Below are 21,520 nucleotides of genomic sequence, written 5' to 3'. Positions count from 1 at the left end.
TCTGTCTGTCTGTCTGTCTGTCTGTCTGTCTGTCTGTCTGTCTGTCTGTCTGTAATAATGCTATCTTTTCTCATTTTCCCTGTCAAGCCCTTCAAAAAAACTTTGGTTACATTGTAGCAGAAATTTATGTAATTTTCAAGATGTAATGTGACTTTTGCAAAATGGTAAGGTTGCTTTTTAGTTTTTCAGTCTAGAGCATAATTTTCTCTCAGGTAGCACAAGCAATAAAAGCATATTGTAAATACAGAGAAATGCTTTGTACATTTTCCAAGGTTATTATACCTTTAAAAAGACATTTTTCCAAGGAAATTTATAGGCTATTTTGACACTTTTTCTTTATTTCAGTCTTTAATTACTTTTATGTCAGCATTAAATCTTTTCTTCTAAGCAGAAAATCTATTATATTTAGGTGCACAATACCATCGTGGCTTAAATCAATTTTATCAAGTGACATTACATATTTGGGGGATGCATCTGTAATATTTTTATATGCCCCAAACTCTCTTTGTATGGTTTCTTTAGATGCCAACAAGTACGATACCTGAATAAAGCATTTTTTACCGTCCTTTATTGCCACAAAGTCAATTTCTCCCTTATATGTCTTTCCTACAAAAACAGTGTAGCCTCTTGTAAGAAGCTCGTTGTATATTATATTTTCAAGAAAAAATGTATCCTCATAGTTAATCGTATTAGTATTAATAGTTCTAAATCCCATATCTACTGCATACTGTTTTTCACGATTGCCAAGTGCAGACTTGCCTGTAATGTTATATCTTCCTACTCCATGTATCAGATAAGCCTTTTTCATCCGCTCCAGATAATTGTAAACTGTTCTTTTCGATATTTCTTTGCCGTTCTTTTTATATGCTGAAATAATATTTTCTATAGATAATTCTTTTCCTGCATTTGCAAGAATATACAGTGAAATATCCATAAAGCTGTTTTTGTCTGCACTTTTACTTTTTCCAACAATATCTCTGTTAACAATGCCCTTATATAAATTTGTCAAATATCTCTGTATAGCCTCATCATCTTTATAATCAAAGCGAAGCGGAAAGCCTCCCCATTTCAAATAGTTAGTAAAAAACTCCTCACTCCATTCCATTTTGTTTAAATCATAGTATTGTTTCATTTCATAAAATGAAAATGGCAATATTTCAAACTCCACTGTTCTTCCTGTTAAAAGGGTGGAAAGCTCACCTGACAAAAGTGTAGAATTGCTTCCTGTAACAAAAAGGGATACATTAAGGGTAGCACGAAAAGAAGCCAGTGCCTTTTCAAAGTTTTCTACATGCTGTATCTCATCTAAAAATACATAATATTTCCCATCATTTGAAATCCTGCTTTTAATTTCTTTATTCAAATCTGATGCATTTACTATATAATCAAAGTCCATATCTTCCAGATTAAGATAAATTATTTTATCTTCTGCTATCCCATTTTCAAGAAGCTCGTCTTTTATCGTATCTAAAAGCATAGATTTACCGGCTCTCCTTACTCCGGTTATTACCTTTATAATGTCTGAATCATAATATGGACGAATCTGTTCAAGATATGTTTCTCTTACTAATCTCATAATGTGCACCTCCTACTTGCACATTATAGTATATTTCGATAATTTGTGCAAGCTTACCTTGCATAAAACTATATTTTATTATTGTTTATGTAAGTATACCTTGCACAAGTTAAAAAAGTGTGTGCTTGCACACCCTTCGCGCGCGAGCGGTGCCGCAAGGCAAACTTCCCTACCGCAAGCTGTGTTTCCCTCGGAGAGATTTTTTATAGGAAATTTCTTCGAAATTTCCTATAAAAAAAGACAGAAGCCTTAGCCTCTGCCCTTAATTTCAAGCTATTTATTTATCTCTCCAGATTATTCTGCCCTTAGTTAAATCGTAAGGTGACATTTCAAGTGTTACCTTATCTCCCGGCAAGATACGGATAAAATTCATCCTAAGCTTACCACTAATATGTGCAAGCACCTTATGCCCATTTTCAAGTTCAACCTGAAACATCGCATTTGGAAGTTTCTCTATTACTGTTCCCTCAATTTCAAGTACATCTGCCTTAGACATTTGTCTCCTTTCCAGTGTCTGCCACCAACTCTCTTTTACATTAATTACATATTTATAGCGTCAATATTTCCGGCTCACCATCAGTAATTAAAATTGTGTTTTCATAATGGGCTGAAAATGAATAGTCTGCAGTATATACTGTCCAGCCATCCTCTCCCCATTCTACCTCATAACCTCCCATATTCACCATTGGCTCTATAGCAAAGGTCATGTTCTTTTCAATTTTAATTCCATTGGTTTTCTGCCTGAAATTAAATATATCAGGTTCTTCATGCAGATTACATCCTATGCCATGTCCGGCTAAATCTCTTACTACTGAATAACCATGACTTTCCACATAATTCTGGATAGCTATAGATATATCATTTATATGATTACCGATAATAGCCTTTTGTATTCCCTCATAAAAGCTCTGTTTAGTAACTTCAATCAAATCACTAAGTTCAGGAATAATTTTTCCTACAGGTACTGTTCTTGCAGCATCTGCATGAAAGCCTTTATATATAAGCCCTGCATCAAGGCTTACTATATCACCTTCTTCTATGAAATGTTCCTTATCTGGTATTCCATGCACAACCTGATCATTTACAGAAACACAAATAGATGCTGGGAAACCGTTATAGCCAAGAAAAGAAGGAATACCTTCGCATTTGCGGATAAGTTCTTCTCCTCTTTTATCTATATCAAAAGTTGAAAGTCCTGGCTTTATATAGCTTTCAAGCTCACTAAGTACAAATTTCAGACGCTTTCCTGCCTCCCTCATCAAAGCTATCTCACTTTCAGCCTTAATCCCAACAGCCATTTCTCTCCTCTTCTTTCTATCTAATTAACCTAAAATTTCACAGATAGCCTCAAACACTTCTTTCATAGGCTTAGTTCCATCTACCTCTTTGTACACATTCCTACTCTGATAAAATTCTTCAAGAGGCTGTGTTTGAGCATGATATACCTCAAGACGTTTCTTAACTGTTTCAGGCATATCATCAGGTCTTTGAATTAAATCTCCACTACATTTATCACAAACACCCTCTGCCTTGGTATTGTTATAAATAATATGATAGGTCTCTCCACAATTAGGACAGGTTCTTCTTCCTGACATTCTTTCCACAATATTCTCATCAGGCACAACTACATTTACCGCATAGTCAATTTTTTCGCCCAATTTTTTAAGTGCCTCTTCAAGAACTTCAGCCTGTGGTATAGTTCTTGGATAACCGTCTAAAATATAGCCCTTAGCACAGTCGTCTTTTGCTACTCTGTCTAAAAGAATGCTTACAGTAAGTTCATCAGGAACAAGCTGTCCCTTATCCATATATTCCTTAGCCTTAAGACCAAGCTCTGTATTATTCTTGATATTATATCTGAATATATCGCCGGTAGATATATGTGGAAGACCGTATTTTTCAGCAATCTTAATTGCCTGTGTACCTTTGCCCGCACCCGGAGCACCAAGCATAACTATTTTCATATAGACCTCCTTAATTATTTAATAGGGAATTCCAGTGGAATTTCCTATTAAAATAAAAGCTGCAGCCGGACTATAACATTCATCTGTCATAACCTGCTACAGCTCGATATTAAATACAACTCTTAATCATTTAAGAAACCTTTGTAGTGTCTCTCAAGCATCATTGACTCAATCTGTTTCATGGTTTCAAGAATAACTCCTACCACGATTATAAGAGAAGTTCCTCCAAATGATACATCTGCTCCAAATACACCTGAAAAAATAATTGGAACAAGTGCTGCAAATGTGAGCCCACAAGCTCCTATAAATATTATACTGTTGAGCACCTTTGTAAGATAATCACTTGTTGGGCGGCCAGGTCTTATACCAGGTATGAATCCACCTGACTTCTTCATATTGTTCGCAATCTCAAGTGGATTAAATGTGATAGATGTATAGAAGTAAGCAAAGAATATTATCATTACCACATAAAGTACAAGACCTAATGTGTACTTAGCTTCTCCCAAGTTGCTAAAATTACACCAAGCACCTTGATTTAACACCTTCAGAATTTTCTCTCCAAGAGTTGCACCTGCACCACTTTTTGGTTCTACACCAAGGAATCTAGCTATAATAATCGGTGTTTGTAAAATAGAACTTGCAAAGATAATAGGCATAACACCACCGGTATTAACCTTAAGTGGAATATTGGAACCTGAACCTCCTACAAGTCTTCTGCCCTGAAGTTTCTGTGCATACTGCACTGGAATTTTTCTGATTGCATCATTTAACACAATTATATAAATTGTAAGTGCAACAATTACAACTACTATGAGGATTGCTGCAATAACCTTATTGATAACAGTTGTTCCGCCAACAACATAAGTATTAAATAATTTAATAATGTCTGATGGCATTCTTGAAACTATGTTTACAAGAAGGATGATTGATATACCATTACCCACACCCTTATCAGTAATTTTCTCACCTATCCACATAAGGAAGGCAGATCCTGCTGTAAGTGTAAGTGTAATAACTATTATTGAAGCTACGGATTTATTTTCCAAATAGTTCAAATTGCTAAAGCCTATTGCCATTGCCACACTTTCTATAAGAGCAAGTGCTACTGTAAGATAACGAGTGGCTGCTGCAATCTTCTTTCTTCCATCTTCTCCTTCCTTCTGTATCTCCTCAAGCCTTGGAATGGCTATGGTGAGAAGCTGCATTATAATAGAAGAAGTGATGTAAGGAGTAATACTAAGTGCAAAAATTGATAACTGTTCAAATGATCCACCGGTAATGGCATTCAGAAAGGACAGCTGAGTAATCTGAGATAAGAACTCAGATATCCTGCTACGATCAATCCCTGGAATTGGAAGCTGTGATCCAAGTCTGACTACTGCAAGACACAAGAGAGTGAATAAAATTCTCTCTCTTATATCCTTTACCTTAAGAGCATTACGAATCGCTTTTATCATTAGATCACCTCAGCAATCCCGCCAAGATTTTTAATCTTTTCTTCTGCCGAAGCACTGTAAGCGTTTACTTTAACTGTAAGCTTCTTTGTAAGTTCTCCATTTCCAAGAATCTTAACACCATCACAAACTTTCTTAATTACACCTGCATCAAGAAGATTCTGAATTGTTACTTCAGTTCCATCTTCAAAGAGGTTAAGTTCTGATACATTTATAGCTACAATCTCTTTAGAATTTCTGTTCACAAAGCCTCTCTTAGGAATTCTCCTGTAAAGTGGCATCTGACCACCTTCAAAACCTGGTCTTGGAGCACCAGAACGAGCCTTCTGTCCCTTATGTCCCTTACCGGCAGTCTTACCATTTCCAGAAGCATGTCCACGGCCTCTTCTAAAATTATTACTCTGATGAGAGCCTGCTACAGGCTGTAAGTCTGTTAAATTCATGTTCACACCTCCCCTTCTTAGATTTCCTCTACCTTGAGCAGATATGCAACCTGCTTAATCATTCCTCTTGTTGCCTCATTGTTAGGAAGAGTGTTGCTGCGGCCTGTTTTCTTAAGACCAAGAGCTTCTACTGTCTTCCTGTGCTTTGGTATACGTCCAATAACAGACTTAACCAATGTTACTTTTAATTTATCAGCCATTATATTATCCTCCTATATTATAATTTACTATATCCGAATGAGCATTTACAGATCAGAAACGGAAATGCCACGAAGCCTAGCAAATTCTTCAGGAGTCTTGAGCTTAGATAAACCATTGATTGTTGCAAGTACAACATTCTGCTTGTTATTAGAACCAAGAGACTTAGTTCTAATATTCCTGTAACCTGCAAGCTCAAGTACATTACGAGCAGGACCACCGGCAATTACTCCGGTACCATCAGGTGCTTTCTTAAGAAGAACCTCTGCACTTCCAAACTTACCAATAAAATCGTGAGGTACGCTTCCGTTTTCATCAATTGGAAGTGAAACCATATTCTTAATTGCGTCTTCTTTACCCTTACGGATAGCTTCAGGGATTTCAGCAGCCTTTCCAAGACCTGCACCAACTCTGCCGTTCTTGTCTCCTACAACTACGAGAGCTGAGAATCTCATGTTGCGTCCGCCCTTTACAACCTTGACAACACGCTTAATGGCAACTACTTTGTCAAAAAGCTCATTGTTCTCAGTATTATTATCTACTGAACGATTCATGTTTATTCCTCCTTCTCTTAGAATTCAAGACCTGCTTCTCTTGCAGCGTCTGCGAGTGCCTGTACTTTTCCCTGATAAATGAAACCACCTCTATCGAAAACGACTTCCTTAATTCCTTTTTCAAGTGCTTTTTTAGCAATAGCTGTACCAACTGCAGCTGCAGCTGCTACATTGTTAGTATATTCAAGACCGGCCTTAACATCCTTTTCAAGTGTGGATGCAGCAACTAAAGTAGCTCCAGCCTGGTCGTCTATGATCTGTGCGTACATATGGCTATCACTTCTAAATACAGCGAGACGAGGTCTTGCAGCTGTACCAGAAAGATGTGCACGCATTCTTCTATGTTTCTTTTCGCGAATAGCGCTTCTTGATGCTTTACGAACCATTCTTGTTCACTCCTTTAATTATTTTTTACCGGTCTTACCAACCTTACGTCTAATAATCTCATAATCGTACTTAATACCCTTGCCCTTATATGGCTCTGGCATTCTCTTCTCTCTAATTTCAGCTGCGTACTGTCCAACCTTCTCCTTGTCAATACCTTTAACAAGAATCTTGTTTGTACCTTCAACTGTTGACTCAACACCCTCAGGATCAGTCATAACTATTGGATGAGAGTATCCTAAGTTAAGGGTAAGTTCTTTTCCAGCCTTAGAAACTCTATAACCTACACCATTTACTTCAAGTGTCTTAGTATAACCTTCAGTTACACCAACTACCATGTTATTAATAAGTGTTCTTGTAAGTCCATGAAGAGACTTCATCTTCTTCAATTCGTTAGGTCTTGTAACAACAATCTCACTGTTCTCAAGTTTGATTATCATTTCCTTAGGAAGCACTCTTTCAAGTGTTCCCTTAGGACCTTTTACAGTCACTTTATTATTTTCTGCAATATCAACAGTAACACCTGCTGGTACTGCGATAGGCATTCTTCCTATTCGTGACATGCCCGCACCTCCATTTTAATTTTTGTTATCAGATACTAATTACCAAACAAATGCAAGAACTTCCCCACCAACACCAAAGCCTCTTGCTTCTTTGTCAGTGATAACTCCCTTGTTTGTAGATACTATAGCAACTCCGAGTCCTCCAAGAACCTTTGGAAGGTCTGCACAGTTAGCATATACTCTATAACCAGGCTTTGAAATTCTCTTAATTCCGTTAATAACCTTTTCATTCTTATCCTTACCATACTTAAGTACGATGTGGATATTCTTAAAACCGTTAACCTCATTGATTTCAAAGCTCTTTATATAACCCTCTTTTAAGAGAATTTCTGCGATTGATACCTTCATATTGGAAGCAGGCACATCAACCTCATCGTGTTTAGCCGTATTTGCATTACGGATTCTTGTAAGCATATCAGCAATTGGATCACTTGTTGTCATTTATATAACCTCCTTCCTAATATTACCAGCTAGCTTTCTTTACGCCTGGGATCTGTCCTTTATAAGCTAATTCACGGAAGCAGATTCTGCAAATTCCGTATTTTCTTAAATAAGCATGAGGACGGCCACAGATTTTGCAACGGGTATATTCCCTGGTAGAGAACTTTGCAGGTCTTTCCTGCTTAAGTTTCATTGATAACTTAGCCATGTTTCCTCCTTAATTACTTTGCAAAAGGCATTCCGAATGCTCTAAGCAATTCTCTTGCCTCTTCATCTGTTTCAGCGGTAGTTACGAAAATTACGTCCATACCTCTTACTTTGTCTACTTTATCATACTCAATCTCAGGGAAAATAAGCTGTTCCTTAAGACCAAGTGCATAATCTCCTCTGCCGTCAAAAGCATTAGGATTAACACCTCTGAAGTCACGAACTCGTGGGAGTGCAAGATTTATAAGACGATCAACGAACTCATACATCTTATCACCTCTGAGAGTTACTTTACATCCGATTGGCATACCCTCACGAAGTTTAAAGTTTGCAACAGACTTCTTTGCCTTTGTATATACAGCTTTCTGTCCTGTAATTATACCGAGATCATTAGCCGCCGTCTCAAGAATCTTAGAATTCTCTTTAGCCTCACCAACGCCCATATTTATAACTACCTTATCAAGCTTTGGAATCTGCATTACATTCTTATAACCAAACTTTTTCTGTAAAGCAGGTGCAATTTCCTTATCGTAGGTTTCTCTTAACCTGTTCACTATGAATACCTCCTCTCAGTATTAGTCAATGATATCACCAGTTGCCTTAGCTACGCGGACTTTCTTATCCCCCTGCATAGTAAATCCAACTCTTGTTACCTTGCCCTTTGCAACATACATAACATTAGAGATATCTATAGCAGCTTCCTCATGAACGAGTCCGCCGTTAGGATTGCTCTGTGATGCCTTCTTATGCTTAGTTACCATATTGACACCTTCAACGATTACCCTACCTTCCTTAACAGAGATAACCTTTCCTTCGGTGCCTTTATACTTTCCTGTGATTACCTTAACAGTATCACCCTTTTTAATCTTACTAGTAGCCACTCTTACACCTCCTTATAAAACTTCCGGAGCAAGTGATACGATCTTCATGAACTGTTTCTCACGAAGCTCTCTTGCTACTGGTCCAAATATACGAGTTCCGGTTGGTGTCTTATCTTCCTTTATTATTACTGCTGCATTCTCATCAAATTTTATATAAGAACCGTCTTTTCTACGGCATCCTTTTTTAGTACGAACTACAACAGCCTTTACAACGTCACCTTTTTTAACAACTCCGCCTGGTGTTGCATCTTTAACACTGGCAACGATTATATCGCCTATAGCGGCATATCTTCTAGTCGAGCCACCCATAACACGAATGCAAAGAAGCTCTTTTGCACCTGTATTATCAGCAACTGCCAATCTGGTTTCCTGCTGTACCATTACTAGCACTCCTTTCAAATATTAAAAGATGGGTCAATTATTTTGCTCTTTCAACTATTTCAACAAGTCTCCATCTCTTTGTCTTTGACAGAGGTCTTGTCTCCATAACTTTTACTCTGTCTCCTACATGGCACTCGTTGTTAGCATCCTCAGCATAAAGCTTACGAGTTCTCTTAACGATCTTACCATACAGTGGGTGCTTCACATTATCTATAACTGCAACAACGATAGTCTTATCCATCTTATCGCTAACTACCTTGCCGGTACGCACTTTTCTAAGATTTCTCTCTTCCACGAGTATGTCTCCTTTCTTCGGATTAATTACCTAAGCCTAGTTAGCCTGTCTTGTTAATACAGTCTGAATTCTTGCGATATTCTTTCTAACTTCTCTAATACGGCTTGTATTATCGAGCTGATTTGTTGCATTCTGGAATCTCAAATTAAAAAGTTCCTTCTTTGCAGCAACTAATTCTTCATTAAGCTCAACCTGTGTTTTACCATTAAGGTCCTGAACATACTTTCTACTCTTCATTATTCAGCACCTCCTTCTAAATCTGCCTTAGACACTACTTTACACTTAAGTGGAAGTTTATGCATAGCGAGACGAAGTGCCTCTCTTGCAATTTCTTCATCAACTCCACCAATTTCAAACATTACTCTGCCAGGTTTAACAACTGCTGCCCAGTAGTCAAGGGAACCTTTACCAGAACCCATTCTGGTTTCAGCCGGCTGCAAGGTAACCGGCTTATCTGGGAATATTTTAATCCAAACCTTACCACCACGCTTAATGTAACGAGTCATAGCAATTCTGGCTGCTTCTATCTGATTTGACTTAACCCAAGATGGCTCAAGTGCAACGATACCGAACTCTCCATTTGATATAGTATTGCCTCTGTGAGCAGCGCCCTTCATAGAGCCACGAAACTGCTTACGATGCTTTACTCTTTTTGGCATTAACATTATTTATCGCTCCCTTCCTTTTTGTTGTTTCCCTTAGTAGGAAGAACTTCTCCAAGGTAGATCCAGCACTTAACACCAACTTTACCATAAGTTGTGTCAGCCTCTGCAAAACCATACTCGATGTCTGCACGAAGTGTCTGAAGAGGAATTGTTCCCTCACTATAGAACTCTGTACGAGCCATATCAGCACCACCAAGACGACCGGATACGCTTGTCTTTATACCCTTAGCACCGTTCTTCATAGTTCTGCCCATTGCAGACTTCATAGCACGTCTAAATGAAATACGGGCTTCAAGATCCTTAGCTATCTTCTCTGCAACTAACTGTGCACTTAAATCAGCCTTCTTAATCTCTTTAACCTTGATATCTACCTTCTGCTTGCTTAACTTCTGAACTTCTACCTTTAACTTGTCAACATCAGCACCAGCCTTACCGATTACGATACCAGGCTGTGAAGTATTAACAATAACGATAACTCTGTCAGTTGTTCTTTCTATTTCAATGCTGCCTACTCCAGCATCATAGAGTTTCTTCTTAAGAAATTCTCTAATCTTATAATCTTCTACAAGGAAGTCTGCGAAATCTTTACCAGCATACCATTTTGATGACCAGTCTTTGATTACGCCAACTCTTATACCATGAGGATTAACTTTCTGTCCCATTTGGCCTTAACTCTCCTTTCGTATTACTTCTCGTTAAGAATTACAGTTATATGACTCATTCTCTTGAAGATGCGGTATGCGCTTCCTCTTGCCCTTGGCTGTACTCTCTTCATGATTGGGCCATCTCCTGCGAAACACTCCTCAACGAAAAGGTTGTCGCGGTTAAGACCTTTAACCTCTGCATTTGCTATCGCAGATTTAAGTAACTTTTCTATTACTGTTGAAGCATATCTTGGGTTGTATGCTAATATACCGAGTGCTGTATTTACATCCTTGCCTCTGATCGCATCAAGAACGAAACAAGCTTTCTGAGTTGAAACTCTTGCATAAGATAACTTTGCATGTGGTCTCATTTCTCTATTGTTCTCATTTCTCTCTCTTTTGATCTGGGATCTATGTCCTTTTGCCATGGATGTACCTCCTTTCAGTTTTGTGGAAATATTCTATTACATTCTCTTTTCGTCTTTACCATGTCCTCTATAAGACCTTGTTGGTACAAATTCTCCAAGCTTGTGTCCTACCATATCTTCTGTAACATATACAGGCACATGCTTTCTTCCATCGTGAACAGCTATTGTATGTCCAACGAATGAAGGGAAGATTGTTGAACGACGTGACCAAGTCTTAACTACGCTCTTATCACCGGCAGCGTTAAGAGCATCTATTTTCTTTAATAAATGTCCATCAGCAAATGGTCCCTTTTTAAGTGATCTTGCCATGATTAAACCTCCTTATAATCTATTATTTAAGTCCCTTACCATCGCGTCTTCTTACGATTAACTTATTGGACCTCTTATTGCTCTTTCTTGTCTTAAGACCAAGAGCAGGTTTACCCCAAGGTGTAACAGGACCCGGACGACCAATACCTGTTTTACCTTCACCACCACCATGTGGATGGTCATTAGGGTTCATGACAGAACCACGAACTGTAGGTCTGAAACCTTTATTACGTGTGCGTCCTGCTTTACCAACATTTACAAGTTCATGTTCAATATTTCCAACCTGACCGATAGTAGCACGACACTCTACAGGTACCATTCTCATCTCACCTGAAGGCATTCTAAGTGTTGCATACTTACCTTCTTTAGCCATAAGCTGAGCTGCATTACCTGCTGCACGAACTAACTGTCCGCCTTTACCCGGATATAACTCTATATTATGAATATTTGAACCTACAGGGATTGCTGAAAGTGGAAGACAATTTCCTACTTTAACTTCAGCTCCAGCTCCATTCATAAGAGTTGTTCCTACAGTTAAACCTACTGGAGCAAGGATATAAGCCTTTTCTCCATCTGCATAATGTAAGAGTGCTATATTTGCTGTACGGTTTGGATCGTACTCAATAGCAACAACCTTTGCAGGAATTCCATCTTTTCTTCTCTTAAAATCAATAATTCTATAAAGTCTGCGAGAACCGCCACCTCTATGTCTTACTGTTATCTTACCCTGATTATTACGACCTGAATTTTTCTTAAGTGATACACACAAAGACTTTTCCGGTGTTGACTTTGTAATCTCTGCATAGTCTAAACCGGTCATATTACGTCTTGACGGTGTATATGGGCCGAATTTCTTAATTCCCATTATATAACTCCTTTCGCTGTTATCGGCTGCGTGCCATACTATTTATCAATTATAATCCCTGGAAGATTTCAATATCCTTGCTATCCTCAGAAAGTTTTACATAAGCCTTCTTTGTCTTAGCTGTTCTTCCAAATGTTGCTCCACGTCTCTTAACTTTTCCATCTGCATTTACTGTGTTTACCTTAACAACCTTTGTGCCTGCAAACATTTTCTCTACAGCTTCTTTAATCTGAGTCTTAGTAGCATCAGGATTTACAGAGAATACATACTTCTTCTCTGCCATGCCGTTCATACTTTTCTCAGTGATGATAGGCTTCAAAATAACGTCATAATATTTAATATCTGCCATTATGCGTATACCTCCTCAATCTTTGAAACAGCATCCTTAGTCATAACAAGGCTGTCATGCTTTAAGATATCATATACATTGATGCTATTTGTCAAAGTTGTTGCAACTGACTCAAGGTTTCTTGTTGAAAGAATTACATTTTCTTCCTTCTCTCCAAGAACAATAAGTGCTTTATTCGCCTTAATGTCCTCTAATACCTTTTTAGCTGCCTGTGTTTTAATCTCACCAAGCTTAAACTCATCAAGCACGATAAGTTTATTCTCATTTAACTTTGTTGTAAGTGCAGAACAGATAGCCGCTCTCTTCTCTTTTCTATTCATCTTAAATGAATAATCTCTTGGCTGTGGCGCAAATACAACACCGCCACCCTTCCACTGCGGACTTCTGATAGATCCCTGTCTAGCGTGACCGGTTCCTTTCTGTCTCCAAGGCTTTCTTCCGCCTCCGCGAACTGCTGCACGGGTTTTAGCGCTCTGTGTTCCCTGACGGTTATTAGCAAGCTGTAAAACAACTGCTCTGTGCATCAAGTGCTCTTTAACTTCTACCGCAAATACTGCATCATTAAGCTCTAATGATCCAACTTCTTTGCCTTCTATATTTAATAAAGATATGTTTGCCATTTATTTTTCCTCCTTCCCGTCAGCTTCTATTATTTATCAGTCCTTGTTGTACTCTTAAGCATTACAAGTGCCTTCTTGGCTCCCGGAACTGCTCCCTTAACAAGGATTAAGTTTTTCTCTGCATCAACTCTTACAATTTCAAGGTTCTGGATTGTAACCTTTACATGTCCCATATGTCCTGCCATCTTCTTACCCTTAAATACCTTACTAGGATCAGAACAAGCACCATTTGAACCTGCATGTCTGTGGTATTTAGAACCATGTGCCATAGGTCCTCTGTGAAGACCATGTCTATGAATAGCACCCTGGAAACCCTTACCCTTAGATGTAGCAGTTGCATCAACCTTATCACCAACCGCAAATACATCTGCTTTAATCTCATCTCCAGCCTTGTAATTCTCAGCATCCTCAAGTTTGAACTCTCTTAAGAATCTCTTTACTGAAACACCTGCCTTAGCAAAATGTCCCTTCCTTGGCTTATTAACAAGGTTCTCACGAATTTCGCCAAAACCCACCTGAACTGCGCTATAGCCATCATTCTCTACTGTTTTAACCTGAGTTACTACAGCAGGATCAGCCTTAAGTACAGTTACAGGAATTAATGAACCATCTTCAGCAAAAATCTGTGTCATACCGATTTTTGTAGCAAGTATTGCTTTTTTCATTTCTTTACCTCCTGTTAATCTACAGCGGACCGAATTTTCTCGGTCATCCTAGACGGCATAAATAGGAGTTTTCTCTCTATCATAACCCTAAGGATCTTGCCAAATTAGTTTGTTTCCTACTTATTTTTCATGTTGATTTTTATTTCAACACCAGCAGGAACATCAAGTCTTGATAACGCATCAACCAATTTCTGGTTTGGCTCGAAAACATCGATGAGTCTCTTATGAGTTCTCTGTTCAAACTGTTCTCTGGAGTCCTTATACTTGTGCACTGCACGAAGTATTGTAACCACTTCTTTCTTTGTAGGAAGAGGCACAGGACCACTAACCTTTGCTCCAGCCTTCTTTACAGTATCTACAATCTTTGTTGCTGAACTGTCGATAAGCTGATGATCATACGCTTTTAATGTAATTCTCATTACTTGACTTGCCATAAAAAAAGTCGCCTCCTTTTCGCACTTTCGTGAATTCTCACTATTTAGTACGACAAGCGGTGACTGTACACACACCCGGGTGTTTCGCTATCATAATCATAATCATGATCAACTCACACCACGCCCTACTTTGTAGAACATATTAGTTGTTTTCTGTACAGTGACTTGTCGCCAGGTTTGCAGGCTTTTCAGCCTCTTGACATTCGCTCCACGAAAAACCCAAAAACCTGTACAAACAGCTTTCTCGGCAACCTCCGCTTCTTAGCTATCAATGCCACAACAGTACTATTATATTCTATTTTTTATAATATTGCAAGCAATAATTATGTATTTTTCTTTTTTAGTTATTTTGCATAATATTTTGCACTATTTTTTTCATCATCTTGTCATATATTGCTTTGCTGTAATGTAAACCATCTGTTGTTTCAGTTTCATACCCCCTTATTGAAGATATTTCACTATAGCCATCAATATATTTGATATCACTTCCGGCTAAACTCTTCTTCATAACATTATTAAACTTCACTACATCTTTATTATCAAGTTTATATTTTGCTTTGTTCACATAGGGCAACACAGATATGTAAAATATTTGGGCTTTTGATTTTTTAGACAATTTGATAAGATTATTGCTCAATTCCTTGGCATAACTTTCTCCCAAACTATTTACTCCTAAAATAATCGCAACATCTGTTATGTCTTTTTCAGCAATATTTTTTACCAAATCTACTTCATCTGCCTTATTCAATGTATTTATAATGTATCTTTCCTGTACCTTACCAAGTCTTACCTTCATTTCATCATCTATAAACTCAGTGCCCACTCCACTTTCAGCCAACCAATATATTTTTCTACCAAATTTTTCTTCATATTCATCTCTACTTTGAGCCATAAGAAAAACATTACTATCACCTAGAACCAAAAACTTCTTTTCTTCAATTTCAGACAGCTTATTTTCAATCAAAATTTCTTTTTCTGTATCAGTTTTTGCCTCTCTTTCATCTTTCTTAGTTTCTTTCTTAGTTTCTTTCTTAGTTTCTTGCTTAATAGATTTCACATAAAATTCCGGTTTCTTTTTTAATAATGACTTCCACTCCACCTGTTCATATATCAATATGCCAAGAATATTTAACATTGTAAAAATCAAAAAAAACTTAAAGAGCTTGTATCTTTTATTCTCATCCATAGATACTGTACCTCCTTAAGTCTATTAAATCAATCTACATCTTCTTTTTCACCAGTCTCTGCTTTTTCTATATTACGAGACTTCACTTTTTCTTTATTGCGAGACTTCACTTTTTCTTTATTGTCTGCCACCACTTTTTCTTTATCATGAACCAATAATAAAATTTCATTAAATATTGCATTATAAATTTTCTTCGAATAATGAATCCCATCACTGGTATACTTATGATAACCTTTTACAGACTTTACTATTTTATATGCATCCACATAAATTATATCACTTTTTTTGAATCCATCTCGTGTCATCTTATTATGCTTTATCATTATATTTTCTCTATTTTTGTACCTGCCCTTATCTACATAAGGCAACGTATTTACATAATAAACCCTACATCCACTTTTTTTTGCGAGTTTTTTTAAACAACTAACAATTAATTTAGACGATTTTTCCCCCGGCCAATTCGCCCCCAGTATAACAACAATATCTTCAACTTTCTTTTTCTTAACTTCTTCTAGTAGATTAAATTTCTTAGATGTTGTAAATGTATTGGTAACAGCTTTAGACATTGTCTTTCCCATACAAATATCAAAATTCGGATGCAATAAGGTTATATTAATTCCTCCCTCAGCAAGCCAATACACCTTATCTCCATCATCAACCCCCGTATAACTCTTTTTCCCTTTTGACATCCCATAAGCAATACTGTCACCTATAACTAAAACCGTCTTATTTTGTTTAGTTTTTTTATCAACTCCTGCATATCCTTTCTGACCAAACATCAATAAAATTATCAGAATCCCACACAGTAAAAAAATCAACTTTTTAGAGTCCCCTCTCATAAGTTACCTCCATGTTAGTTATTTTCACCGTATTCAGCTGAATGTAATATAGTTATATTAGGATAATACTTAAGCCATGCCTTGCCAACTATCTTTTCCTTCTTTACAAATTTATTCGTCCAATGTCTTGCATCCTTGCTTATATCTCTGTTGTCCCCAAGCATAAAATAGCTATCCTCAGGAATATTATAAGGTCCATAATTCCCATTTGGTGGATCATTAAGATACGGTTCAGATAATGGTTCTTTACTGTCATTTATGTAAATCAAGCCATCTCTTATTTCAAGTTTCTCACCCGGAAGACCTATAATCCTCTTCAAATAACTTTCCTTTTCATTATCCGGATAAGCAAACATTACTATATCACCTCTCTTTGGTTCTTCAAATAAATAAGCAAGCCTATTCACTATAAGCCTGTCATCCGGCTGAACCACAGGAATCATTGAACCTGTAGGAACTTCTGCATTTGCATATACAAATTTATTCATTAAAAATGCCAGAGCAAACGCCAATATTATAAGAAAAACATAATCCCTTACTTCCTTAATAATAGACTTTTTATCCCATTTTTTATTTTTATTATTTTCTATTTTATTTTCCATTATTTTCTAGTCCACCTTCCTGATGCCCCACAAGGCAACACCAAACTATTTTTCTTAACCGGCAGTCCTATTTCTTCTGCCATTACCTTTCCGCCAAACTTTTCTACCATTAATGTATTAAGCATATAACTTAACACCGCCGGCTGTAACCCCGTTGTATAACTATTTATAAGAAAGAACTCACTTTTCTTATGCAATAATTCTGTACATTTTTTCATAAAAGGATATACCGATTCCTCAATTTTCCAAATTTCCCCTTTGGGACCTCTTCCATAAGATGGAGGATCCATTATAATACCGTCATATTGATTACCCCGCCTTATTTCTCTTTCTACAAACTTTACACAGTCATCTACAATATAACGAATAGGAGCATTTTCAAGTCCTGAAAGTTTAGCATTTTCCTTTGCCCACGCAACCATTCCCTTGGCAGCATCGACATGCACCACCTCTGCCCCTGCTTTTGCCGCAGCTACCGTCGCTCCACCTGTATAGGCAAAAAGATTAAGAACTTTCAGTTTTCTATCACTCTTACTAATTATATCCGAAAACCAATCCCAGTTTACAGCCTGTTCAGGAAAAAGTCCTGTGTGCTTAAAACTAAAAGGTTTCAGATTAAAAGTTAAATCCCTGTAATGAATATTCCATTGTTCCGGAAGATTAAAAAACTCCCATTCACCTCCACCTCGATTGCTTCTATGGTAATGTGCAGATGGTCTTTTCCATTCTTTCAATTCTCTTTCAGTATCCCAGATAACCTGCGGATCCGGCCTTATTAAAGTATGTCCTCCCCAATTTTCAAGTTTTTCACCCTTTGAACAATCTAAAACTTCATATTCTTTCCAATTGTTAGCAATCCACATTAATATATAGCTCCTAATTTTCTAATAAAACTGCCACATCTGACTAATTTTAGCCTGATGTGGCAAAATAATTTTAATTTTAGCTCAAGTAAATACAACTTATTCAGCTTTTCCTACTGAACCGAAAAGTTCCATCTTCTCCTTAACTGTAGCCTTAATAGCCTCAAATCCCGGAGCAAGTACCTTACGAGGATCAAATCCCTTACCGGACTTATCCTTACCTGCCTCAAAATACTCTCTTGTAGCTGCTGCAAATGATAACTGGCACTCTGTATTAACATTAATCTTAGATACTCCAAGGTCAATAGCCTTCTTAATCATATCAGCAGGAATTCCTGTACCACCATGAAGAACGAGAGGAAGAATACCTGTCTTTTTCTGGATAGCATCAAGAGTATCAAAAGAAAGTCCCTGCCAATTTTCAGGATATACACCATGAATATTTCCAATACCTGCTGCAAGGAAATCTACTCCAAGATCTGCAATTCTCTTGCACTCATCCGGATCAGCACATTCTCCCATACCAACTACTCCGTCTTCTTCTCCACCGATTGAACCAACTTCAGCCTCAATAGAAACTCCCATCTTATGAGCAGATGCAACAAGTTCAGTTGTCTTAGCCACATTTTCATCTATAGGATAATGTGAACCATCAAACATAATTGAAGAAAAACCTGCCTCAAGACACTTATAGCAGCCTTCAAATGAGCCATGGTCAAGATGAAGAGCTACCGGAACTGATATTTTAAGGTCTTTAAGAAGACCGTTTACCATACCAACAACTGCATTGTAGCCACCCATATACTTTCCTGCACCCTCAGAAACACCAAGGATAACAGGACTTTTAAGCTCTTCTGCCGTTAAAAGAATAGCCTTTGTCCACTCAAGGTTATTGATGTTAAACTGACCTACTGCGTAGTGACCTGCCTTTGCTTTAACCAACATATCTCTTGCTGATACTAAATACATAATAAACTCCATTCCGCATTTTTACAATGCTATTTTAATGATAAGTTATATTTAACTGTCCACATTTTATCACAACAATGCATAAATGTAAATAAAACTTAAGCCTTATTGTATTTTCCATTTAAAAAATTGTCAATTGCAGTTTCAACCGTACTTCTTAGTACCGGAATTGACGCTATATCTTTTGCAGCCAAATCATTTCTAAGTTTTTTATCAATTCCATTAGATATAATCATTTCAATCCCTGCATTTTTAAGGGCTAATACGGCATCTTCATTAGATTTAAGCTCTAAAACCGACTTTTCTAAAACCTTTTTTCCCCTTGTATCTACAATCAAAAATCTATTCGCATCCACAAGTTTCCCTACCACTGTTTCATTCTTATCAAGAGCAATAGCAATTTTATGATCCTCTTCATTTCTTTCTATAGGTGTAGTATGATTGACATTACGAAGTAGATATTCAATCGTATCAGCAGTTTCAGAAAGTACATCCAATTCAAGTTCTTCTACCAGCCCTTTATCCATAGCCTCTGCAATTCTCGTATCCATAGGCAGTCTTGAAAGCACCGGTATTCCATATTTAAGGCCAACATCATCTGTCTTGCCTTCACCAAATGGATAAATTAGTTTTCCACAGTCCGGACATTTAATATAACTATAGTTTTCTACTATTCCAAGAACCGGAACTTCCATAGCATTTGCCATGTTTACAGCTTTTTCTACAATCATTGATACAAGTTCCTGCGGAGATGTTACTATAATAATACCATCAACAGGAAGTGACTGGAATACTGTAAGTGGAACATCTCCTGTACCGGGAGGCATGTCTACAAACATGTAATCTACATCCCTCCAATCTACCTCAGACCAAAACTGCTTTACAGTGCCAGCTATGATTGGACCTCTCCAGACAACAGGTGTGGATTCATCATCTAAAAGAAGATTGACCGACATAACCTGAACACCACCTTTACTTACAACCGGTTGTATTCCATTTTCATGTCCTTCCGCCTTCCCTTTAAGCCCAAAGCATCTTGGAATAGATGGACCTGTAATATCCGCATCTAATACTGCTGACTTATAACCTTTTTTAGAAAATATTGATGCAAGCCTAGATGTTACAAAGGACTTTCCCACTCCTCCCTTTCCACTTACTACTCCTATAACTCTTTTTACCGAACCCTCATTTTTTAACTCAATTATTTGGCTGTTTACCTTATTGCTCTCCAAATTACACCTCCATAGTGATATACTTTAATCGTCTGTACCAAAAATCTGCCTTCATACAAGCAGACACTTCATATTATTAATTATTATACTATACTTATATATTATCACTTTTCGGCAAAATATTCAAATTTTCGCACTCAATTTTAAAATTTTGCAATAGATTTTAATCTATATTTATGGTATAATTACAAAAGTTTACGCTTTTTAACTATGTAAGATGTGAAAGGAATGGTGCTAATGACTTCCAATGCTAAAGATAAAGAAGAAAAATCTTTAAAAAATGAAAATGAACTTAAAAAAACTGCCAGAAAGTCTGTTAAAAAATCTGAAAACACAAAATCTGCTAACAATATAACAGTCTCGAAAGATGATTTTCTTGCCAGATTAGAACAAATTGTTGAAATCGCCAGAAAGAACAAAGATGTTATCGAGTCAGATAAATTAAATGACTTTTTTAAGGATCTGAATATCGACTCCAATCAATATGAAAAAATTTGTGATTACCTTGAAAATAATAATATTACAATAATTAACATCAATGACATGGACGAGGATGCTTTTGATGATGTCCTTCCGGAAGTTGAAGATGATGCCGACCTTGACATAAGTGATGATATCACCCTTTCTATCATGTCTGATGATCCTGTTAAGATTTATCTTAAAGAAATAGGAAATTATCCATTATTGAGCATGGAAGAAGAGGTCGAACTTGCTAAAAAAATTGCCGAAGGCGATCAGTCTGCTTCTGAAAGGCTTACAGAATCCAACCTCAGACTCGTTGTAAGTATTGCTAAGAAATATGTGGGACGCGGACTTTCTTTCCTCGATCTTATTCAGGAAGGTAACTTAGGGCTAATTAAGGCGGTTGATAAATTTGACTACTCTAAGGGATATAAATTCAGTACTTACGCTACTTGGTGGATAAGACAGGCTATAACCCGTTCAATAGCAGATCAGTCTAGAACAATACGAATACCTGTTCATATGTCGGAAGTTATAAATAAAGCCTACAGAATATCTAGAAGTCTTCTACAAGAATTAGGGCGTGAACCTACCGAGGAAGAAATTGCCGAGAAAATGAACCTTTCTGTAGATAAAGTACGTGAAATTATGAAAATTTCTGCTGACCCTATTTCACTTGACACACCTATAGGCGAGGAAGATGACAGCCACCTTGGAGATTTCATAAAAGATGATACTATTATGGGGCCTGAAGATGCCGCTGCCTATACAATGCTCCAGGATCAGATACAAAAACTTCTTAAAACCTTATCCGACAGAGAGCAGAGAGTACTCGTACTTAGGTTCGGACTTCTTGACGGAAGGACAAGGACTCTTGAAGAAGTAGGAAAAGAATTTAATGTAACTAGAGAGCGTATCAGACAGATAGAGGCTAAGGCTCTCAGAAAGCTCCGTCATCCAAATAGAGCAAAAATGCTTAGAGGCTTTGATTCTTATTAATTTTCAAAGAAATATCCTATTCAATAAACATAAAGACAGGCTGTTACA

General features: G+C 37.2%; 32 protein-coding genes and 1 pseudogene. 1 reads left to right on the top strand and 32 read right to left on the bottom strand.

Annotation, left to right across the window (positions count from 1 at the left end; translation table 11 throughout):
- Window positions 1-358: 358 nt before the first annotated feature.
- The 32 genes and pseudogenes from ACTTG8_RS01585 to ACTTG8_RS01430 all read right to left on the bottom strand — a co-directional run.
- Window positions 359-1,576, bottom strand: a complete 1,218-nt coding sequence (locus tag ACTTG8_RS01585) for an ATP-binding protein (RefSeq protein ID WP_442560364.1) — start codon at window positions 1,574-1,576, stop codon at window positions 359-361.
- 277 nt (window positions 1,577-1,853) lie between these two features.
- On the bottom strand, window positions 1,854-2,072 hold the full coding sequence (gene infA / locus ACTTG8_RS01580; RefSeq protein WP_023353541.1) for a translation initiation factor IF-1: 219 nt from the start codon (window positions 2,070-2,072) through the stop codon (window positions 1,854-1,856).
- A gap of 52 nt (window positions 2,073-2,124) precedes the next feature.
- Window positions 2,125-2,874, bottom strand: coding sequence for a type I methionyl aminopeptidase (gene map / locus ACTTG8_RS01575; protein WP_442560363.1), 750 nt, complete (start codon window positions 2,872-2,874; stop codon window positions 2,125-2,127).
- Window positions 2,875-2,898: 24 nt separating this feature from the next.
- The gene (locus tag ACTTG8_RS01570) at window positions 2,899-3,540 is read right to left on the bottom strand and encodes an adenylate kinase (protein ID WP_442560362.1); all 642 of its coding nucleotides are present in this window, start codon (window positions 3,538-3,540) and stop codon (window positions 2,899-2,901) included.
- 122 nt (window positions 3,541-3,662) lie between these two features.
- Window positions 3,663-4,997 carry a preprotein translocase subunit SecY gene (secY, locus tag ACTTG8_RS01565; protein WP_442560361.1) on the bottom strand — a complete coding sequence of 445 codons (1,335 nt, stop codon included), beginning with the start codon at window positions 4,995-4,997 and terminating at the stop codon, window positions 3,663-3,665.
- Window positions 4,997-5,437: a 50S ribosomal protein L15 gene (rplO, locus tag ACTTG8_RS01560; RefSeq protein ID WP_442560360.1), complete on the bottom strand. Its 441-nt coding sequence runs from the start codon at window positions 5,435-5,437 to the stop codon at window positions 4,997-4,999. The genes secY and rplO overlap by 1 nt, the downstream gene beginning before the upstream one ends.
- Before the next feature lie 17 nt (window positions 5,438-5,454).
- On the bottom strand, window positions 5,455-5,637 hold the full coding sequence (gene rpmD / locus ACTTG8_RS01555; protein ID WP_023353547.1) for a 50S ribosomal protein L30: 183 nt from the start codon (window positions 5,635-5,637) through the stop codon (window positions 5,455-5,457).
- 45 nt (window positions 5,638-5,682) lie between these two features.
- A complete protein-coding gene (gene rpsE / locus ACTTG8_RS01550; RefSeq protein ID WP_442552303.1) occupies window positions 5,683-6,189 on the bottom strand; it encodes a 30S ribosomal protein S5 in 507 nt (168 codons plus the stop codon).
- Window positions 6,190-6,206: 17 nt separating this feature from the next.
- Window positions 6,207-6,575, bottom strand: coding sequence for a 50S ribosomal protein L18 (rplR, locus tag ACTTG8_RS01545; protein WP_442560359.1), 369 nt, complete (start codon window positions 6,573-6,575; stop codon window positions 6,207-6,209).
- 18 nt (window positions 6,576-6,593) lie between these two features.
- Window positions 6,594-7,136: a 50S ribosomal protein L6 gene (rplF, locus tag ACTTG8_RS01540; RefSeq protein WP_442560358.1), complete on the bottom strand. Its 543-nt coding sequence runs from the start codon at window positions 7,134-7,136 to the stop codon at window positions 6,594-6,596.
- A gap of 39 nt (window positions 7,137-7,175) precedes the next feature.
- A complete protein-coding gene (rpsH, locus tag ACTTG8_RS01535; protein ID WP_442552300.1) occupies window positions 7,176-7,577 on the bottom strand; it encodes a 30S ribosomal protein S8 in 402 nt (133 codons plus the stop codon).
- A 22-nt stretch (window positions 7,578-7,599) separates the two neighbouring features.
- The gene (locus ACTTG8_RS01530; protein ID WP_023353552.1) at window positions 7,600-7,785 is read right to left on the bottom strand and encodes a type Z 30S ribosomal protein S14; all 186 of its coding nucleotides are present in this window, start codon (window positions 7,783-7,785) and stop codon (window positions 7,600-7,602) included.
- A gap of 13 nt (window positions 7,786-7,798) precedes the next feature.
- Window positions 7,799-8,338, bottom strand: coding sequence for a 50S ribosomal protein L5 (gene rplE, locus ACTTG8_RS01525; RefSeq protein WP_442552298.1), 540 nt, complete (start codon window positions 8,336-8,338; stop codon window positions 7,799-7,801).
- Between the two features lie 21 nt (window positions 8,339-8,359).
- Window positions 8,360-8,665, bottom strand: coding sequence for a 50S ribosomal protein L24 (gene rplX, locus ACTTG8_RS01520; RefSeq protein ID WP_442560357.1), 306 nt, complete (start codon window positions 8,663-8,665; stop codon window positions 8,360-8,362).
- 12 nt (window positions 8,666-8,677) lie between these two features.
- Window positions 8,678-9,046 carry a 50S ribosomal protein L14 gene (rplN, locus tag ACTTG8_RS01515; protein ID WP_023353555.1) on the bottom strand — a complete coding sequence of 123 codons (369 nt, stop codon included), beginning with the start codon at window positions 9,044-9,046 and terminating at the stop codon, window positions 8,678-8,680.
- Window positions 9,047-9,083: 37 nt separating this feature from the next.
- The gene (gene rpsQ, locus ACTTG8_RS01510) at window positions 9,084-9,341 is read right to left on the bottom strand and encodes a 30S ribosomal protein S17 (RefSeq protein WP_023353556.1); all 258 of its coding nucleotides are present in this window, start codon (window positions 9,339-9,341) and stop codon (window positions 9,084-9,086) included.
- A gap of 36 nt (window positions 9,342-9,377) precedes the next feature.
- On the bottom strand, window positions 9,378-9,578 hold the full coding sequence (gene rpmC, locus ACTTG8_RS01505) for a 50S ribosomal protein L29 (RefSeq protein ID WP_442552297.1): 201 nt from the start codon (window positions 9,576-9,578) through the stop codon (window positions 9,378-9,380).
- Window positions 9,578-10,006 carry a 50S ribosomal protein L16 gene (gene rplP, locus ACTTG8_RS01500; RefSeq protein ID WP_442560356.1) on the bottom strand — a complete coding sequence of 143 codons (429 nt, stop codon included), beginning with the start codon at window positions 10,004-10,006 and terminating at the stop codon, window positions 9,578-9,580. The genes rpmC and rplP overlap by 1 nt, the downstream gene beginning before the upstream one ends.
- Entirely contained in the window at window positions 10,006-10,668 is a 663-nt protein-coding gene (gene rpsC, locus ACTTG8_RS01495) for a 30S ribosomal protein S3 (protein ID WP_442560355.1), read from the bottom strand. Before rpsC ends, rplP begins: the two co-directional genes overlap by 1 nt.
- Window positions 10,669-10,691: 23 nt before the next feature.
- Window positions 10,692-11,078 (bottom strand): 50S ribosomal protein L22, encoded by a 387-nt coding sequence (rplV, locus tag ACTTG8_RS01490; RefSeq protein ID WP_023353560.1) that lies wholly within the window; start codon window positions 11,076-11,078, stop codon window positions 10,692-10,694.
- Between the two features lie 36 nt (window positions 11,079-11,114).
- Window positions 11,115-11,387 carry a 30S ribosomal protein S19 gene (rpsS, locus tag ACTTG8_RS01485; RefSeq protein WP_023353561.1) on the bottom strand — a complete coding sequence of 91 codons (273 nt, stop codon included), beginning with the start codon at window positions 11,385-11,387 and terminating at the stop codon, window positions 11,115-11,117.
- 22 nt (window positions 11,388-11,409) lie between these two features.
- Window positions 11,410-12,252, bottom strand: coding sequence for a 50S ribosomal protein L2 (rplB, locus tag ACTTG8_RS01480; protein ID WP_442560354.1), 843 nt, complete (start codon window positions 12,250-12,252; stop codon window positions 11,410-11,412).
- Between the two features lie 49 nt (window positions 12,253-12,301).
- Window positions 12,302-12,601, bottom strand: a complete 300-nt coding sequence (gene rplW, locus ACTTG8_RS01475; protein WP_442560353.1) for a 50S ribosomal protein L23 — start codon at window positions 12,599-12,601, stop codon at window positions 12,302-12,304.
- Entirely contained in the window at window positions 12,601-13,221 is a 621-nt protein-coding gene (gene rplD, locus ACTTG8_RS01470) for a 50S ribosomal protein L4 (RefSeq protein WP_442560352.1), read from the bottom strand. The genes rplW and rplD overlap by 1 nt, the downstream gene beginning before the upstream one ends.
- 29 nt (window positions 13,222-13,250) lie before the next feature.
- On the bottom strand, window positions 13,251-13,886 hold the full coding sequence (gene rplC / locus ACTTG8_RS01465; RefSeq protein ID WP_442560351.1) for a 50S ribosomal protein L3: 636 nt from the start codon (window positions 13,884-13,886) through the stop codon (window positions 13,251-13,253).
- 116 nt (window positions 13,887-14,002) lie between these two features.
- Window positions 14,003-14,320, bottom strand: a complete 318-nt coding sequence (gene rpsJ / locus ACTTG8_RS01460) for a 30S ribosomal protein S10 (RefSeq protein ID WP_442560350.1) — start codon at window positions 14,318-14,320, stop codon at window positions 14,003-14,005.
- 340 nt (window positions 14,321-14,660) lie between these two features.
- Complete coding sequence (locus tag ACTTG8_RS01455) at window positions 14,661-15,506, bottom strand: hypothetical protein (RefSeq protein ID WP_442560349.1); 846 nt, start codon at window positions 15,504-15,506, stop codon at window positions 14,661-14,663.
- Between the two features lie 29 nt (window positions 15,507-15,535).
- The gene (locus tag ACTTG8_RS01450) at window positions 15,536-16,285 is read right to left on the bottom strand and encodes an SGNH/GDSL hydrolase family protein (protein ID WP_442560348.1); all 750 of its coding nucleotides are present in this window, start codon (window positions 16,283-16,285) and stop codon (window positions 15,536-15,538) included.
- A gap of 74 nt (window positions 16,286-16,359) precedes the next feature.
- Window positions 16,360-16,947: a signal peptidase I gene (lepB, locus tag ACTTG8_RS01445; protein WP_442560347.1), complete on the bottom strand. Its 588-nt coding sequence runs from the start codon at window positions 16,945-16,947 to the stop codon at window positions 16,360-16,362.
- Complete coding sequence (locus ACTTG8_RS01440; protein ID WP_442560346.1) at window positions 16,947-17,810, bottom strand: class I SAM-dependent methyltransferase; 864 nt, start codon at window positions 17,808-17,810, stop codon at window positions 16,947-16,949. The genes lepB and ACTTG8_RS01440 overlap by 1 nt, the downstream gene beginning before the upstream one ends.
- 99 nt (window positions 17,811-17,909) lie before the next feature.
- Entirely contained in the window at window positions 17,910-18,779 is an 870-nt protein-coding gene (gene fba, locus ACTTG8_RS01435) for a class II fructose-1,6-bisphosphate aldolase (RefSeq protein WP_442560345.1), read from the bottom strand.
- A gap of 455 nt (window positions 18,780-19,234) precedes the next feature.
- A pseudogene (locus tag ACTTG8_RS01430) lies at window positions 19,235-20,032 on the bottom strand (P-loop NTPase); the annotation flags it as partial.
- Window positions 20,033-20,362: 330 nt separating this feature from the next.
- Here ACTTG8_RS01430 and rpoD point away from each other — a divergent pair.
- On the top strand, window positions 20,363-21,472 hold the full coding sequence (gene rpoD, locus ACTTG8_RS01425; RefSeq protein WP_442560370.1) for an RNA polymerase sigma factor RpoD: 1,110 nt from the start codon (window positions 20,363-20,365) through the stop codon (window positions 21,470-21,472).
- Window positions 21,473-21,520: the final 48 nt, after the last annotated feature.

Origin of the sequence: Catonella sp. (assembly GCF_052173895.1) — a bacterium.
Taxonomy (GTDB): Bacteria; Bacillota; Clostridia; order Lachnospirales; family Lachnospiraceae; genus Catonella.
The sequence above is the reverse complement of the archived record's forward strand: the minus strand, read 5'-3'. Positions and strand labels throughout refer to the sequence as shown.

What these genes read in the sequence shown, in the direction of transcription:
- rplP (WP_442560356.1), bottom strand. Translation starts at nt 10,006, where the DNA reads ATGTTAATGCCAAAAAGAGTAAAGCATCGTAAGCAGTTTCGTGGCTCT.
- ACTTG8_RS01570 (WP_442560362.1), bottom strand. Translation starts at nt 3,540, where the DNA reads ATGAAAATAGTTATGCTTGGTGCTCCGGGTGCGGGCAAAGGTACACAG.
- ACTTG8_RS01440 (WP_442560346.1), bottom strand. Translation starts at nt 17,810, where the DNA reads ATGTGGATTGCTAACAATTGGAAAGAATATGAAGTTTTAGATTGTTCA.
- rplD (WP_442560352.1), bottom strand. Translation starts at nt 13,221, where the DNA reads ATGGCAAACATATCTTTATTAAATATAGAAGGCAAAGAAGTTGGATCA.
- rplF (WP_442560358.1), bottom strand. Translation starts at nt 7,136, where the DNA reads ATGTCACGAATAGGAAGAATGCCTATCGCAGTACCAGCAGGTGTTACT.
- rpmC (WP_442552297.1), bottom strand. Translation starts at nt 9,578, where the DNA reads ATGAAGAGTAGAAAGTATGTTCAGGACCTTAATGGTAAAACACAGGTT.
- rplC (WP_442560351.1), bottom strand. Translation starts at nt 13,886, where the DNA reads ATGAAAAAAGCAATACTTGCTACAAAAATCGGTATGACACAGATTTTT.
- rplV (WP_023353560.1), bottom strand. Translation starts at nt 11,078, where the DNA reads ATGGCAAAAGGACATAGATCCCAGATCAAAAGAGAGAGAAATGAGAAC.
- rpsJ (WP_442560350.1), bottom strand. Translation starts at nt 14,320, where the DNA reads ATGGCAAGTCAAGTAATGAGAATTACATTAAAAGCGTATGATCATCAG.
- map (WP_442560363.1), bottom strand. Translation starts at nt 2,874, where the DNA reads ATGGCTGTTGGGATTAAGGCTGAAAGTGAGATAGCTTTGATGAGGGAG.
- rplR (WP_442560359.1), bottom strand. Translation starts at nt 6,575, where the DNA reads ATGGTTCGTAAAGCATCAAGAAGCGCTATTCGCGAAAAGAAACATAGA.
- ACTTG8_RS01530 (WP_023353552.1), bottom strand. Translation starts at nt 7,785, where the DNA reads ATGGCTAAGTTATCAATGAAACTTAAGCAGGAAAGACCTGCAAAGTTC.
- lepB (WP_442560347.1), bottom strand. Translation starts at nt 16,947, where the DNA reads ATGGAAAATAAAATAGAAAATAATAAAAATAAAAAATGGGATAAAAAG.
- ACTTG8_RS01455 (WP_442560349.1), bottom strand. Translation starts at nt 15,506, where the DNA reads ATGGATGAGAATAAAAGATACAAGCTCTTTAAGTTTTTTTTGATTTTT.
- rpsS (WP_023353561.1), bottom strand. Translation starts at nt 11,387, where the DNA reads ATGGCAAGATCACTTAAAAAGGGACCATTTGCTGATGGACATTTATTA.
- rpsE (WP_442552303.1), bottom strand. Translation starts at nt 6,189, where the DNA reads ATGAATCGTTCAGTAGATAATAATACTGAGAACAATGAGCTTTTTGAC.
- rplB (WP_442560354.1), bottom strand. Translation starts at nt 12,252, where the DNA reads ATGGGAATTAAGAAATTCGGCCCATATACACCGTCAAGACGTAATATG.
- ACTTG8_RS01450 (WP_442560348.1), bottom strand. Translation starts at nt 16,285, where the DNA reads ATGTTTGGTCAGAAAGGATATGCAGGAGTTGATAAAAAAACTAAACAA.
- rpsH (WP_442552300.1), bottom strand. Translation starts at nt 7,577, where the DNA reads ATGACAACAAGTGATCCAATTGCTGATATGCTTACAAGAATCCGTAAT.
- ACTTG8_RS01585 (WP_442560364.1), bottom strand. Translation starts at nt 1,576, where the DNA reads ATGAGATTAGTAAGAGAAACATATCTTGAACAGATTCGTCCATATTAT.
- rplW (WP_442560353.1), bottom strand. Translation starts at nt 12,601, where the DNA reads ATGGCAGATATTAAATATTATGACGTTATTTTGAAGCCTATCATCACT.
- rplN (WP_023353555.1), bottom strand. Translation starts at nt 9,046, where the DNA reads ATGGTACAGCAGGAAACCAGATTGGCAGTTGCTGATAATACAGGTGCA.
- infA (WP_023353541.1), bottom strand. Translation starts at nt 2,072, where the DNA reads ATGTCTAAGGCAGATGTACTTGAAATTGAGGGAACAGTAATAGAGAAA.
- fba (WP_442560345.1), bottom strand. Translation starts at nt 18,779, where the DNA reads ATGTATTTAGTATCAGCAAGAGATATGTTGGTTAAAGCAAAGGCAGGT.
- rpmD (WP_023353547.1), bottom strand. Translation starts at nt 5,637, where the DNA reads ATGGCTGATAAATTAAAAGTAACATTGGTTAAGTCTGTTATTGGACGT.
- rpsC (WP_442560355.1), bottom strand. Translation starts at nt 10,668, where the DNA reads ATGGGACAGAAAGTTAATCCTCATGGTATAAGAGTTGGCGTAATCAAA.
- secY (WP_442560361.1), bottom strand. Translation starts at nt 4,997, where the DNA reads ATGATAAAAGCGATTCGTAATGCTCTTAAGGTAAAGGATATAAGAGAG.
- rplO (WP_442560360.1), bottom strand. Translation starts at nt 5,437, where the DNA reads ATGAATTTAACAGACTTACAGCCTGTAGCAGGCTCTCATCAGAGTAAT.